Here is a 12,975-nt window from a genome sequence, read left to right as displayed (position 1 = left end):
CAGGGCACGAGAAAAGGCGCCGGGACGGGTCAGTCCCCCGATCCCGGCGCCTTTCCTACCGCCGAGGCGGCAGCCGTGCGGTGTGTACGCCTGGGTGTACTACTGGACCACTTCCCAGTCCCAGACGTTCCACCAGACACCCGTCTGGTTCGGCATGTACTCGATGCCGGTCACCGCATCGCTGTACGCCTCGATGCCGGGGACCTGGAAGAGGGGCAGACCGTACTTGGAGTCCCAGATCAACTTGTCGATCTGCACCTGCAGGGCATTCTGCTCGTCAGGATCCGTGGTCACGATCAACTCGTCCATCAGCTCGTCGGCCTCCGGGCTCGAGAACCCGTTGAAGTTGGATCCGCTGCCGGTCTTGAAGATCTGCGGGACGCCCGACACACCCGCGCCCGTCTGGATCCATCCGTAGATCGCCGCGTCGTAGGTTCCGCCTCCGAGTGCAGCTCCCCAGTCGGAGGCACCGAGGCCGCCGTCGACGACGTTGAAACCGGCCTCGCGGGCGGATTCGGCGATCAGCGTGTAACTGTTCAACCGGTTGGGGTTGTCCCGGTTGTACATGATGCGGACCTCCGGGGTGGCACCGTCGAGCAGCTCGCGTGCTCCCTCGATGTCCACCTCCGCGTAGGCGTCGGACCCGTTGTTCGAGGCGCTTTCCTCGTACGCGGCCGCGTCCTGGAGGAACAGCTGCGAGTCGAGCGGCTCCGCCTCGGGGTTCAGCTTGCGGATGATGGTGTCCACGAGCTGCTCGCGGGGGATCACCTTCATGAAGGCCTCCCGGACGTTCTCGTCCTCGAAGACGCCGCTGTAGTTGAGGTCGAGGTGGTCGTAGGAGAGCTGGTTGCCGCGCTGCACGGTGATGCCCTCGAGGCCCTCGAGCTGCTCCACGGTGTCGGCGGAGGCCTGCGGCGCGATGATGTCCACCTCGCCGTTCTGCAGGGCCTGGATCTGCCCCGGCGCCTCACCGATGTAGCGGACGATGACCTCGTCCGCCTGCGGAGTGGGTCCCCAGGTGTAGTCCTCGTTGCGCACCAGTGTCATGGACTGTTCGGGGGTGACCGCCGAGGCGATGAACGGGCCGTTGGACAGGTACAGCGACTGATCGGACGGCAGTGACTTCGTGTCGAAGCCGGTGTTCCAGAAGTCCGCGAGGGCCTGGATGTCAGGTCGCTCGGTAGGGTTCTCCAGGTCGCCTTCCGGAGCACTCTGGATGGCTTCGATCAGCGCGTCCTCGTCGCCGATCCCCGCCTTCTCCGCGAGGACGTGCGCGGGGGTGGCGATACCGCCGTCGCTCAGGAGACCGAAGGCGATCTGGTAGTCCGCGTAAGGCTCCGAGTAGTTGAGCGTGATGGAACGCCCGTCCTCGCCGATCTCGGGGCGCTCGGTCAGACCGAGACCGCTGGTGTCACCTGCGTAGTCGAAGTAGGTGGTACCGGTCGCGGCGTCGCCTTCCTCGTTGTTGGAGTCGTCGAAGAAACCGGAGGAGTAGGCCCAGGTGAGCAGTAGGTCTCCGCCGTCGACTGGTTCGCCGTCGGACCAGTTGACCCCCTCGTTGACCGTGTAGCGCACGCTGAGCGGGTCCTCGGAGAGCACCTCCATGGTGCCGAAGTCCTCGTTCTCCACGATCTCGAGGTCATTGTTGAGGTACACGAAACCGGAGTGCGTGGCGTAGGCGATCTTGCCGTTGATGTCCACGTTGCCCGTGGAGCTGTTCGAGTTGAACGAGCTGAAGGCGTTGACCTCCACGACGCGGATGCTGCCACCCGAGGCCTCCCCCTCAGGAGTCTCGCTGGGTGTCTCGGTGCCGGTGTTGGCAGCACAGGCGCTCAGTGCGAGAGCTGCGGCTGCAGCCACTCCCACAGCCTTGGAAGTACGTCCGAAACGCATTCCGTCTCCTTTTCCTTGATGGTGTTCCGGCTCCACACGGTGGTGCGTGACGGCCGGCACGGGACCGGAGCGGTGACGTCGCTCACGTAGCCACGAGCCTAGGTGCAATTTGTTACCAACAGGTATCCATCCGCGACCGATAAAGGGGTTGTTATCCAGCTGCAACCTTGTGTTCATGGATACCCTCCGGCGCTCGTGCACCGCAACGTGTAGGCGAGCCGGGCGGGAACGCTTGATGGGTGTCGGTGCGCGGTGCTTTGCTGGGCGTACGAGTACGTATTCCATCCTGACGACGAGGAGCACCATGGCCTGGCTTTTCGTGGACCGCCATGCCGCGGTCTGGGACGACGACGCGAATGTCCAGGCCGCGATCGGCGCCCTACGAGCCCGGCTCGACCAGCATGCGGAAGTGCACCTCTCCATCCAGAGCAAGGGCCTCAAGGGGCCGGTCTTCGTGATCACCGAGGACACCGTGCTCAGTTCCCCCGAGCTGTACAACAGGTTCAACGCCGACCTCTTCGCGGAACTCACCACACCGACGGCACGCAGGAGCCCCACGATCCACTGGTTCTCCGACGGCCGCGGTTTCGTGGCGGAGACCAACAGCCGGATGTGGTGATCCGGCTGTTCACCTCCGTGTTCCGGCCCTGTCCTGGCGACCATCCGTAGCCCCTTCCCACCAAGGATCCCGATGCCCGATTCGACGCAGCCTCTCGCCATGCTCGGCTTCCTCACCATCGGCGTGTTCGATCCGGCGGACCCGGCCGCCGGACACGAATCGACCCTGCGGATCATCGAGCTCGGTGAACGCCTCGGGTTCGACAGCGCCTGGCTGCGTCACCGCCACCTGCAGTTCGGGATCTCCTCCCCGGTCGCGATGATGGCCGCCGCGAGCCAACGCACCTCGCGCATCGCCATCGGCACCGCCGTGACGCCCCTCGGATGGGAGAACCCCCTGCGCCTGGCCGAGGATCTCGCCACCGTGGATCTCCTCGCGGGCGGACGCGTCAATCCCGGCCTGAGCGTCGGCGAACCGATGCACTACGGGACGGTGCAGGGCGAGCTGTACCCGGACTCGGCCGACGTCGAGGACTTCGGTTACGCACGGCTGGAGCGGTTCGCCCGTCTGGTGGCCGGGGATCCGGTCCGCGAGCTGTCCGGGAAGCAGGGCGTGGTGGAGGAGTTCTCGAACCGGGTGGAGCCGCACTCCCCCGGGTTGCGGCAGCGCCTCTGGTACGGGGCGGGGAGCATGAAGTCGGCTCTCTGGGCCGGTGAGCACGGCTTCAATCTGCTCTCCAGCAGCGTGATCTTCCCCGAGGCGGAGGAGGAGCCGGTGTTCGACCGGGTGCAGCAGGCTCAGATCCGCGCCTACCGCGCCGCTGCCGCGGCGAACGGGAGGACCCCCGACCAGGCCCGGGTCTCGCAGGGGCTGGTGGTGATCCCCACCGATTCTGCGACGACGGAGCAGCGGGAGAAGTACCGACGGTACGTCGACGAGCGCACACCGCGGACGACATCACGGCAGGGACCGCGGGGCATGCTGTTCGCCCCGGATCTCATCGGCACCAGCGAGGAGATCGCGGAGCAGCTGTACGCGCACGCAGGGTTCCGGGAGGTGGACGAGGTGGCGTTCGCCCTTCCCTTCAGCTTCGAGCACGAGGACTACGTGCAGATCCTCACGGACATCGCCACGCATCTGGGGCCGGCGCTGGGCTGGGCGCCGGCGTGAACCGATCCCTCCCCATGGAGGAGTAGAACCAGGACCGCCGCCGGACTCCTACCGCACCGACCCGGTGGGGAGCGGAGCGGTAGGAGGTCCAGGCCCCCAGAACTTCCATGCGAGGCGGCACGGCTTGATCGCGCGTGAGCCCGTCTCAGGTCGGAGTGTCTGGAACCTTCATCCAGCCGAGCCGAGGTGCAGCTGGACCGTCACGTAGGAGTGCGCGGGAAGGTCCACCTCGAGGCCGTGCGCATGGTCCCGGATCCCGGTGTGCGCCACTGGTGCAACCGCGTCCGGATTCTCCGGAGTGTTGTGCGTCTGCAGCGTCGGGGCATTCAGGACCCGTGCAGAGCTTCCCGTCACGGTGCGGCCGCGCAGATCGAGCACCACCGTGCGTGCCGTGCTCTCGTCCAGGTTGGAGAGCGACACCAGGGCGGTGTCGCCGGTGACGGACGCCGATGCGGAGAACAGCGGCAGTGCGCTGCCCTCGACGTCGCGGGTCGGCACGGTCCCCTTGATGCCCACCGACAACGAGTCGGCGTCGTGGTGTCCGGAGTTCATCTCGAAGACGTGGTAGCTCGGGGTGAGCACGAGCGCTCCGGAGTCCGGATCCGTGAGGATCATGGCCTGCAGCACGTTGACGGTCTGGGCGATGTTCGCCATAACCACGCGGTCGGCGAAACGATGGAAGATGTCGAAGTGCACGGAGGCCACCAGGGCATCGCGCAGGGTGTTCTGTTGGTACAGGAAGCCCGGGTTGGTGCCCTCCTCCACGTTCCACCAGGTACCCCACTCGTCCACGACGAGGCCGATCGTGCGCTCCGGATCGTAGCTGTCCATCACCGCGGCGTGGTTGCGGATGAGCTCTTCCATCCGCCGGGCCCGTTTCATCGTGGTGTAGTACGCCTCGGTGTCGAAGCTGGTCGCATCGCCCTTGTCCTCCCACGACTGGTTGTAGGTGTAGTAGTGCAGCGACAGGGCCTGGAAGTGCTGGTGCTGTGTGGCACCGGCTCCCCCCAGGTCGGCGAGCGCCTTCATCAGCGTCTCGGTCCAGCGGTAGTCCTCCACATTGGCCCCGGCCGCGATCTTGTAGACGGGACGGTCACCGTGGTTGCGCACGTAGGTGGCGTACTGCCGGGCGAGGTGCGCGTACCCGGGCGCGGTCATGTTGCCGCCGCAGCCCCAGGCTTCGTTGCCGAGGCCGAAGAACGGCAGGTCCCAGGGTTCGTCGCGGCCGTTCGAGCGCCTCAGGGTGGCCATCGGCGATTCGTCGGCCCGTGTGAGGTACTCCACCCACTCGCTCATCTCCTGCACCGTGCCCGACCCCACGTTTCCGCTGACGTAGGGGTCGGCTCCGAGCAGTTCGCACAGCTGCATGAACTCGTGCGTACCGAACGAGTTGTCCTCGACGATGTCGCCCCAGTGCGAGTTGACCATGCGGGGGCGTTCGTCGCGCGGCCCGATGCCGTCGCGCCAGTGGTACTCGTCGGCGAAGCATCCGCCGGGCCACCGGAGGTTGGGGATCTTGAGGGCACGCAGCGCCTCGACGACGTCGAGCCGGATCCCTCCCTCGTTCGGGATGCTCGAGTCCTCGCCGACGTAGAACCCTCCGTAGATGCACCGTCCGAGGTGCTCGGCGAAGTGGCCGTAGATGTGGCGGGAGATGCGTGGCCCCGGGAGGTCCAGGTTGATCACGGCGGTGAGGAGATCGGTGCGGGGAGTCATGGTGGGGTCCTTCTCGGTGGTGGTGGTCATCCCTTGACACTTCCTGCCAGCAGTCCGTTGACGATGTGGCGTTGGGTGAAGATGAAGAAGATCACCATGGGTACCAGGGCGACGACGGTGACGGTCATGAAGGCAGGCCAGTCGGTCGAGAACTCCGATACCGCGCGGTAGACCTGCAGCACGATCGTCTGTTTCTGCGGCGAGGAGATGAAGACCGTCGGCAGGAGGAAATCGTTCCAGACCCACATGGTCTGGAAGACGCTGACCGTGATGAGGATGGGCTTGATCAGCGGCAGGATGATGCCCCAGAACACCTGGAAGGTACCGGCGCCGTCCACCCGGGCGGCCTCGATGATCTCGTAGGGGATCGTTCGCATGTAGCCCTGGATGAGGAAGAAGCAGAAGATGGAGCCCCCGAGATACATGAGCACGAGTCCGTTGAGGTTGTTGACCAGGCTGAGTCCCACGAGCGTGCGGTAGAGCGGGATGAGGGTCGACTGCCCGGGGATCATGAATCCGAGCAGGAGGACGGCGGCGAGGATCTTGGTGAGCCGGCCGTGGGCGATGAGCATGGCGTAGGCGGCCATCGCCCCGATGAACACCTGCAGCAGCACTCCCAGCACGGTGACATAGAGGGTGTTGCCGAAGGCCTGGTAGATGGTCGGGTTGGTGAGGACCTGCGTCCAGTTCTCGAAGGACCACTCGGTGGGGAACCCGAGCGGAGACGCGACCATGTCCGCCTGGGTCTTGAAGGTGTTGATGACGATGTAGTAGAGCGGGACGCCGATGATGAGGGCGAGCGCGAGCATCCCGACGCTGAGCGTGCCGCGTCGCCACAGTGGAGCCTTCACGAGAACCTCCTACTGATCATGGTGGTCACCTTCAGCTGGCTGAATCCCACGATCGCGACGACGATCGTGAACATCACGGCGAGCGCCGATGCCAGTCCGTAGCGGCCCTGGCTGACGCCGGAGGTGATGAGCGCCTGCGTGATCGTGTTCGTCGCGAAGCCCGGGCCCCCGTTGGTGAGGGTGTAGGGGAGCTCGAACACCTTGAGGCCGCCGGTGAGCAGCAGGAAGGAGCTGATGACCATCGCCGGGGTCAGCAGGGGCAGGGTGATGCTGAAGAACTGCTGACGGGCGCTGGCGCCGTCGATCTTCGCCACTTCGTAGTACTCGGTGGGGATCGCCTGGAGGTAGGCGACGTAGAGCACGGCATGCCAGCCCACCTGCGCCCAGACACCGACGAGGATGACCGACATCCGCGCCAGCGAGTTGTCGGAGAGCCAGGACACGGCGTCGATCCCGAACCAGTTGTTCAGCGTGGTGTTGAGGACCCCCGACGGCAACGGCGAGAGGATGTAGCTCCACACCAGTCCGAGGATCGCCATACTGGGCACGGCGGGGAAGAACCAGAGCGAGCGGACGAAGTTGCGGCCCAGGAACACCTTGTTCAACTGCACGGCGAGCGGGATCGCCAGGCAGGTGACGATCACGGTCGTCCCGACGGCGAAGAGCACCGTGAAGGCCAGGGCCGAGAGCATCGAGGGATCACGGAGGATCTCGGCATAGTTGGCCATGCCGATGAAATTGGCCTCCGGGTTGTAGCCCGTGAAATCGGTGAGGCTCCAGTAGAAGCCCTGGGCCAGCGGGATGATGAACAGGAAGACGAAGACGACCACCGCAGGCAACAGGAAGGCCCGGTTGATGGTGATCTGCTTCCAGCCTCCTTCGATCGAACGACGGCGTCGGTTGCCGGAGGGGGCTGCGGGAGAGTTGCGCGAGACAAGTGTCAGCATGATTTACCTCGTTGCGGGTGTGGTGGGCCAGGGCAGTCCCACCACACCCGGGCCGGAGTTCAGGAGCCGGAGAGCTGCGAATCGAGGGCGGAGGCGACCTGTTCGGGCGAGACCGCACCCTGGATCATCCGTTGGATCTGCGCAACCACCTCGATGTTCAGTCGATCCTCGTCCCGCTGCCAGGAGATCATGGGGAGGTAGAGCTCTCCCTCACGGATCGGCTCGACCAGCGGCTCGAAGACCGGGTTGACCTCGGGCTGGAAGTTGTCGGTGACCGTCACGTCGTTCGTGGCCTCGTGGAACATCTGGACACCGTCCTCCGATGCGAGCCAGGTGAGGAACGTCTTGGCTGCCGCCTGCGTCTCCTCGTCCGCGTTGGCGCTGATCGCGTACCCGGGGGCAGCGGCTCCGGCCTGGAACGGCATGCCGCCGTCACGACCGGGTACCTGGGCGAAGGACCAGTTGAGGTCCGGGTTGGCCTCCTCCACCGCGTTGATGATCCACGGTCCTGCGTTGATGACGGCCACGCGCTCATTGGCGAACTCGTCGCGCACCTGGTCACCGTCGAGGGCGACGACGTCGGAGGACACGAGGTCCTCGGTGTAGAGCTGGTTGTAGTCCTCGAGGATCGGCGTCCACTGCTCGGCGAAGGTGGACTCGCCGGAGAAGATGAGCTCGTCCATGGCCGGGTCCATCTGGGCGGTCTGCGCTCCGAGCATCGCCGAGACCGTCGTCGGCATCTGGTCCACGCTCTCGAGGAACGGCGTGTGACCGGCGTCCTTGAGCTTCTGCAGCATCGTCAGGAACTCGTCCCACGTCTCGGGGATGCCGTCGTAACCGACCTCGGCGAGCATGTCCTCGTTGTATGCGTACCCCGCTGCCCAGGAGGACAGCGACAGTCCGTACTGCGCCCCGTCACTGCCGTAGGTGTCCAGGTTGAACGACTGCACACCCTCCATGAACGGTTCACCCGTGAGGTCGACGACCGCCCCGGACTGGATCAGGTTGGTCTTGTTCTCGGCGGCGACGACGAAGACGTCGGGCGCCGTCCCCGAGAGCACTCGGGTCTGCAGGGTCTGGATGTACTCGGCCACCGGCGGCGCGTACGAGGCCTCGATCCTCACATCCGGGTTGGCCTCCTGGAAGGCCTCGATCATGGGTTCCATCTGTTCCTGCCCGGTCCAGGAGAGGAACGAGACGGTGGTGGTTCCGTCATCCGCGCCTCCGGATCCACATCCTGCGACGGCGAAGGTGAGCGAGGCGCCGGCCGCGAGGGCGAGGACGCGTAGGGCACGAGACTTCATGGTGAACTCCTTTATTCGCATGAAATACGGCGCTGGCGATGGATCCGACTGCATCTCGCACGTTCGGACTATATCGTTACAGTTCGTGTGTGGACGAGGCTAACTGCAGGAAACAGATGTGGTCAAGACCCGAGAAACGAAGAAGGATAACGATCCGGACGCAGACCCCTTGATCGTCGCGAACTCTGTGCTCCAAGATGATCTCAGGCGTCCACGAGGAGATTCATGACCATCACCATGCGCGATGTCGCACAAGCGTCCGGCGTCTCACTGATGACGGTGTCCAACGTCATCAACGGCCAGCCGGGAGCGGGAGCACAGACGCGGGTGCGTGTCATGGAGGCGGTGGAGCGCCTGGGATACGAGGTCAACCTCACTGCCCGACGGCTACGGAAGGGCCTGACGGGGAACATCGGCCTGATCGTGCCCCGTTTCGATCATCCCTACTTCGGTGAACTGGCCGCACGACTCGCCACCGCCCTCGCCGAGACAGGACGCCACCTGAGTGTCGAGCAGAGTGGCGCCAGTGCGGAAGGGGAACTGGCTGCTCTGTCCCACGCACGGCTCGCGACCTACGACGCCGTACTCCTGAACGTCGTGGGCCTTCGGTACGAGGACGTGGACAACCTCCGGACCTCCGTGCCCGTCGTGTTGCTCGGGGAACAGGGCATGCCCGTACGTTTCGACCACGTCCGCCTCGACAACGAAGCCGGTGCTCGCCTGGCGACGGTTCATCTTCTCGGATGCGGAGCCCGGAATGTCCTGATCGTCGGCGGGAGCCACGAGGACCAACAGTCGATGCAGGCCATCCGGACGAAGGGCTGGGAGAGAGCGCACACCGATGCCGGCCTGACGCCCAGTCCGGACGGCGTACTACGTCTGCCCGAGCTCGAGGTCGCCTGTGCCCGGGAACTGGTACGGGAACGCCTGCTGAGGAGCCCGGACGTGGACGGCATCTTCGCCGTCACCGACCAGGTCGCCTTCGGCGCGATGGCCGGCGCACGCGATGCTGGACGTCGGATCCCGGAAGACCTGCAACTCGTCGGCTTCGACAACCTGTCCTTCGGCGAGCACGTCCCCCCTGGACTGACGACCATCGATCCGGGTCACGACTGGATGGTCGAGCACGCCGTACGGCTGATCGACCAACGCATCGAGGACCGCGACGTCGCGCCGCAGCAACTCACCAGCCCGAGCACTCTGGTGGTCCGGGGGACAACTCGTTGCTGAGCATCCGAGCTCGCCCTTCTCGATAGTGTGATCAGACTGCCGCAGTGCAGCCGGTCTCCACGTCGGCCAGGTCGGGGAACTACTACGCACACGCCCTGCCCTCGGAACCGCTACGTGGTGAAAGGTCGGAGCCCGACGTCGTCAGGGCTGCCGACGCTGGTGGTGAAGGACCGCGGTCAGGATGGTGACGACGATGACGCCGAAGCAAAGTGGTATGACCACGGCGACGAGGCTCTGACTGACGGACCCCTGGGCCAGGAGCCAGAAGAAGGCGATCCCCGTGACCGCAGCAGCCAGCACCACGGCGTCGTACATCCTCCGGCTCGTGGTTCTCATGCTGCAGGCTACCAGGCGGCCTCTTCTCGTGCTGTCACGCGTGCTGTGGTGACAGGCGAGATGAGCTGACACGATCCAGCCACGGAATTCTCATCTGCTCGAACAGCCGCCGACTGCTTGGTCGGGCTCGCCGTCGCCGGGTCCGGAATCACCGGGTAATTCGAACAGCCGCACCCAGCGTCCCGAGCTGAGAACATCGGACGCAACAACAACGGGCAGGCGGGCAGGCGGGCCGGCGGTGATCCCGACGCTGAGGTGTATCACAGCATTTCGAGGGGCTCCGGGTGCGTCGGCGGCGGGAACGCCCGATCGAGGCGTTCGAGATCGGTGTCGCGGAGGTGGAGGTCGCGGGCGGCGGCATTCTCGAGCACATGCTCGGCGGTCGAGGCCTTCGGGATCGCGAGCACGCTGCCGGTGCGCATCGTCCACGCCAGAGCGACCTGCGCGGGCGTCGCGCCGAGCTCACGTGCGATCTGTGTCAGATCCGGGTTGCCGAGTAGTCGTCCCTGCTCGACGGGCGAAGAGGCCATCACGGGCATCTTCGTTGACGCGGACCATGGCATCAGGTCGAACTCCGGACCGCGACGGGTCAGGTTGTACAGCACCTGATCGGTCTGGCACCCCTCAGGTAGACTCTGCAGCTCGTCGGTGTCGAGGTTGCTCATACCCGCGCACGGATCGAGCCCTCTTCGACGAGGGAATCGAACGCTGCGACGGTCTCCTCGAACGGGAATCTCCCCCGCCAGTGCAGGAGATACAGGTCCAAGCAGTCAGTGCCCAGACAGTCCAGGCTTGCATGACAGGCCTTGATCGTGCCTGCCGCGGACGCGTTCGAGGGTAGGACCTTGCTCACCAGGAAAACCTCATCGCGCCTGCCCCTGATGGCTTCTCCGACAAGGACCTCACTGTGTCCATCACCGTACATCTCGGCGGTATCGATCACAGTCAGACCAAGATCGATACCCGTACGCAGCGCTTCGATCTCAGCATTCCGGCTGGAAGGAGAATCGCCCAGGTTCCACGTTCCCTGCCCCAGAGCGGGAACCACGGGACAGGCCGAACTGCAACCTGTCGGTGCAGCAGACCCATCACCGTGTGGCACCGTGAACACGGCCTGATGCAGTTCGGGCACCTACTCAGCATGATCGTGAGTAGGTGCCCTCTTGTTGCGGGGACAGGATTTGAACCTGTGACCTCTGGGTTATGAGCCCAGCGAGCTACCGAACTGCTCCACCCCGCGGCGCATCATCGACCTTACGCACTACACGGAGAAGAAACCAATCAGGGTCACCTCTGGACCGGGACAGCCGCGCTTTTCCCGCGGAGTCGGTGACGTCCAAGGCGACAGTGGCCCGCGCCCCGCGTGTCGAGCAGCGACTGCGCCAGGAGCGGGTGTGTGACTATGCGCTGGAGCTCAACGATGGCGCGCTCGACGAACGGCAGCACACTGGAGCCGTCTCCCATCGAACCCTGTCCGATGACACCGACCGAGCCGTCCTGGTGCAGGATCACCGCCTGGACGTCAGCCAGCGAGCCGTGCCCGGACTGGCGGGCGGCGGTGTGGATGTCGACTTCGGTGAGCCGGTGCCGACGCAACGCCTTCAGCCGGACCTCACCGTCGTAGTAGAGCCGAACCGGGGGCGAGTCGAGGATCCGGCGGGCGGAGTTCCACCGGGAGCGAGCGGTGGCCAGCGCCCATTGGACCGCCACCAGCAGGATCAATGCCAGGACCGCCTGGGCGAGACTCACTTCCACCGCAGTGACGACGCGGCCGAACACCGAGCCGAGGCTCACCGCGATGACGAAGTCCAACGGGGTCATCTTCGCCATCGTGCGCGGCCCCGTCCCACGCAGCAGGAAGACCAAGGTCAGGTAGCCGACAGAGCCGATGAGCAAGGTGTGCCAGAGCGGGGACCACCCGTTCCAGAAGTAGCTCAGATCCATATGGCCATCCTGACATTCCCGTCCACGGTCGGGACAATCGAGCTCCGGGACCTTCGTTGCGCACCCGATCGTCCACCTCGACAAGGCAGGTAACGACACCATGCCCTTGTCCGGATCGAACCCGCCCGGCGGACAGGGGGGAACTACAGCTAGTAGGGTTGATGGTTACCAAGCACACGGACTCATGACACAGAACACACCTGGAAACCTCGACGCTCCGGACCCTTACTGAATCATCCGCCGGCCTCGCCGCGATGGACGACCACAGATGCTCTGACGTTCACGCCACCTCCAGGGGCGTGATCGCGGCAACCTTCTTACTCAGCACTCGGCGCTCAAGTCGAAGCTCGTAGTTGGACTGCAGATTCATCCACAGCTCCTCGGACGTGCCGAAGTACCGGGCGAGGCGGATCGCTGTATCGGCCGTGATGCCGCGCTTGCCGTGCACGATCTCGTTGATGCGCCGCGGCGGCACTCCGATCGAAACTGCGAGCTTGTTCTGTGTTATCCCGAAGGCCTCGATGAAGTCCTCCATGAGGATCTCCCCAGGATGGATCGGCTCGATCAGGTCGTTCTCAGTGGTAGTCGACGAGTTCGACATCTTCCACACCTCCATCTCTCCAGACGAAGCAGAGACGCCACTGGGCGTTCACCCTGATGCTGTGCTGACCACGACGATCGCCGGCGAGTCGCTCCAGCCGATTCCCCGGGGGAATCCGCAGGTCCTCGACATCCTTCGCCGCATGGATCAACTCGAGCTTCCGCAGGGTCGCCCGTTGCACCGTCCGGTCTACACGCTTGACGTACTGCTCATGCCAGATTCGTTCGGTGTCCTTGCTGCCGAACGACCTGATCACCAAATCAATGTATAACGACAAGCGTCAATAACGCTAGACGTTAAAGCGGAACTCCACCGCATTCCGTCATCGGACAACATCACAGACGATCCACGACCCCGACACCGTCCTCGGCCTCAGCGTCCGGCGACCCTCGCCCGGCCGCGTCACCGACGGGAGCGCCGACAA

Annotated in this window: 12 protein-coding genes, 1 tRNA gene and 1 pseudogene; 3 read left to right on the top strand and 11 right to left on the bottom strand. The window is 64.9% G+C overall.

Annotation, left to right across the window (positions count from 1 at the left end; translation table 11 throughout):
- Window positions 1-99: 99 nt before the first annotated feature.
- Window positions 100-1,860 (bottom strand): ABC transporter family substrate-binding protein, encoded by a 1,761-nt coding sequence (locus AC792_RS11460; protein WP_326948107.1) that lies wholly within the window; start codon window positions 1,858-1,860, stop codon window positions 100-102.
- Between the two features lie 337 nt (window positions 1,861-2,197).
- On the opposite strand from AC792_RS11460, the gene AC792_RS11455 reads away from it, so the two are divergent.
- Entirely contained in the window at window positions 2,198-2,512 is a 315-nt protein-coding gene (locus AC792_RS11455; RefSeq protein ID WP_049830645.1) for a hypothetical protein, read from the top strand.
- 72 nt (window positions 2,513-2,584) lie between these two features.
- Entirely contained in the window at window positions 2,585-3,622 is a 1,038-nt protein-coding gene (locus AC792_RS11450) for an LLM class flavin-dependent oxidoreductase (protein ID WP_049830644.1), read from the top strand.
- A gap of 168 nt (window positions 3,623-3,790) precedes the next feature.
- On the opposite strand, the gene AC792_RS11445 is transcribed toward AC792_RS11450, so the two are convergent.
- From AC792_RS11445 to AC792_RS11430, 4 genes are read right to left on the bottom strand one after another with little or no spacing between them, the layout of a single operon-like run.
- Window positions 3,791-5,368: an alpha-N-arabinofuranosidase gene (locus tag AC792_RS11445; RefSeq protein ID WP_049830643.1), complete on the bottom strand. Its 1,578-nt coding sequence runs from the start codon at window positions 5,366-5,368 to the stop codon at window positions 3,791-3,793.
- A complete protein-coding gene (locus tag AC792_RS11440) occupies window positions 5,365-6,189 on the bottom strand; it encodes a carbohydrate ABC transporter permease (RefSeq protein WP_235436674.1) in 825 nt (274 codons plus the stop codon). Before AC792_RS11440 ends, AC792_RS11445 begins: the two co-directional genes overlap by 4 nt.
- A complete protein-coding gene (locus tag AC792_RS11435) occupies window positions 6,186-7,136 on the bottom strand; it encodes a carbohydrate ABC transporter permease (protein WP_082177682.1) in 951 nt (316 codons plus the stop codon). Before AC792_RS11435 ends, AC792_RS11440 begins: the two co-directional genes overlap by 4 nt.
- Window positions 7,137-7,195: 59 nt before the next feature.
- The gene (locus AC792_RS11430) at window positions 7,196-8,440 is read right to left on the bottom strand and encodes an ABC transporter substrate-binding protein (RefSeq protein ID WP_049830642.1); all 1,245 of its coding nucleotides are present in this window, start codon (window positions 8,438-8,440) and stop codon (window positions 7,196-7,198) included.
- Window positions 8,441-8,665: 225 nt separating this feature from the next.
- Between AC792_RS11430 and AC792_RS11425 the strand changes: the two genes are divergently transcribed.
- On the top strand, window positions 8,666-9,670 hold the full coding sequence (locus tag AC792_RS11425) for a LacI family DNA-binding transcriptional regulator (protein ID WP_049830641.1): 1,005 nt from the start codon (window positions 8,666-8,668) through the stop codon (window positions 9,668-9,670).
- 141 nt (window positions 9,671-9,811) lie between these two features.
- Here AC792_RS11425 and AC792_RS11420 read toward each other — a convergent pair whose 3' ends face one another.
- From AC792_RS11420 to AC792_RS11395, 6 genes and pseudogenes are all read right to left on the bottom strand, one after another.
- A complete protein-coding gene (locus AC792_RS11420; protein WP_049830640.1) occupies window positions 9,812-10,006 on the bottom strand; it encodes a hypothetical protein in 195 nt (64 codons plus the stop codon).
- 260 nt (window positions 10,007-10,266) lie between these two features.
- Window positions 10,267-11,054 (bottom strand): annotated as a pseudogene (locus AC792_RS11415) (aldo/keto reductase).
- Window positions 11,055-11,172: 118 nt separating this feature from the next.
- A tRNA-Met gene (locus tag AC792_RS11410) sits at window positions 11,173-11,246 on the bottom strand.
- 47 nt (window positions 11,247-11,293) lie between these two features.
- A complete protein-coding gene (locus AC792_RS11405; RefSeq protein WP_082177680.1) occupies window positions 11,294-11,950 on the bottom strand; it encodes a DUF421 domain-containing protein in 657 nt (218 codons plus the stop codon).
- A 280-nt stretch (window positions 11,951-12,230) separates the two neighbouring features.
- Window positions 12,231-12,551, bottom strand: a complete 321-nt coding sequence (locus AC792_RS11400) for a HigA family addiction module antitoxin (RefSeq protein ID WP_049830639.1) — start codon at window positions 12,549-12,551, stop codon at window positions 12,231-12,233.
- Entirely contained in the window at window positions 12,526-12,807 is a 282-nt protein-coding gene (locus AC792_RS11395; RefSeq protein ID WP_049830658.1) for a type II toxin-antitoxin system RelE/ParE family toxin, read from the bottom strand. The genes AC792_RS11400 and AC792_RS11395 overlap by 26 nt, the downstream gene beginning before the upstream one ends.
- Between the last annotated feature and the right edge of the window lie 168 nt (window positions 12,808-12,975).

It is taken from the genome of Arthrobacter sp. RIT-PI-e (genome assembly GCF_001187915.1).
In the GTDB taxonomy this organism is placed as follows: Bacteria; Actinomycetota; Actinomycetes; order Actinomycetales; family Micrococcaceae; genus Arthrobacter_D.
Note: the sequence above shows the minus strand (reverse complement) of the source record. Positions and strands in the feature narration are given on the sequence as shown.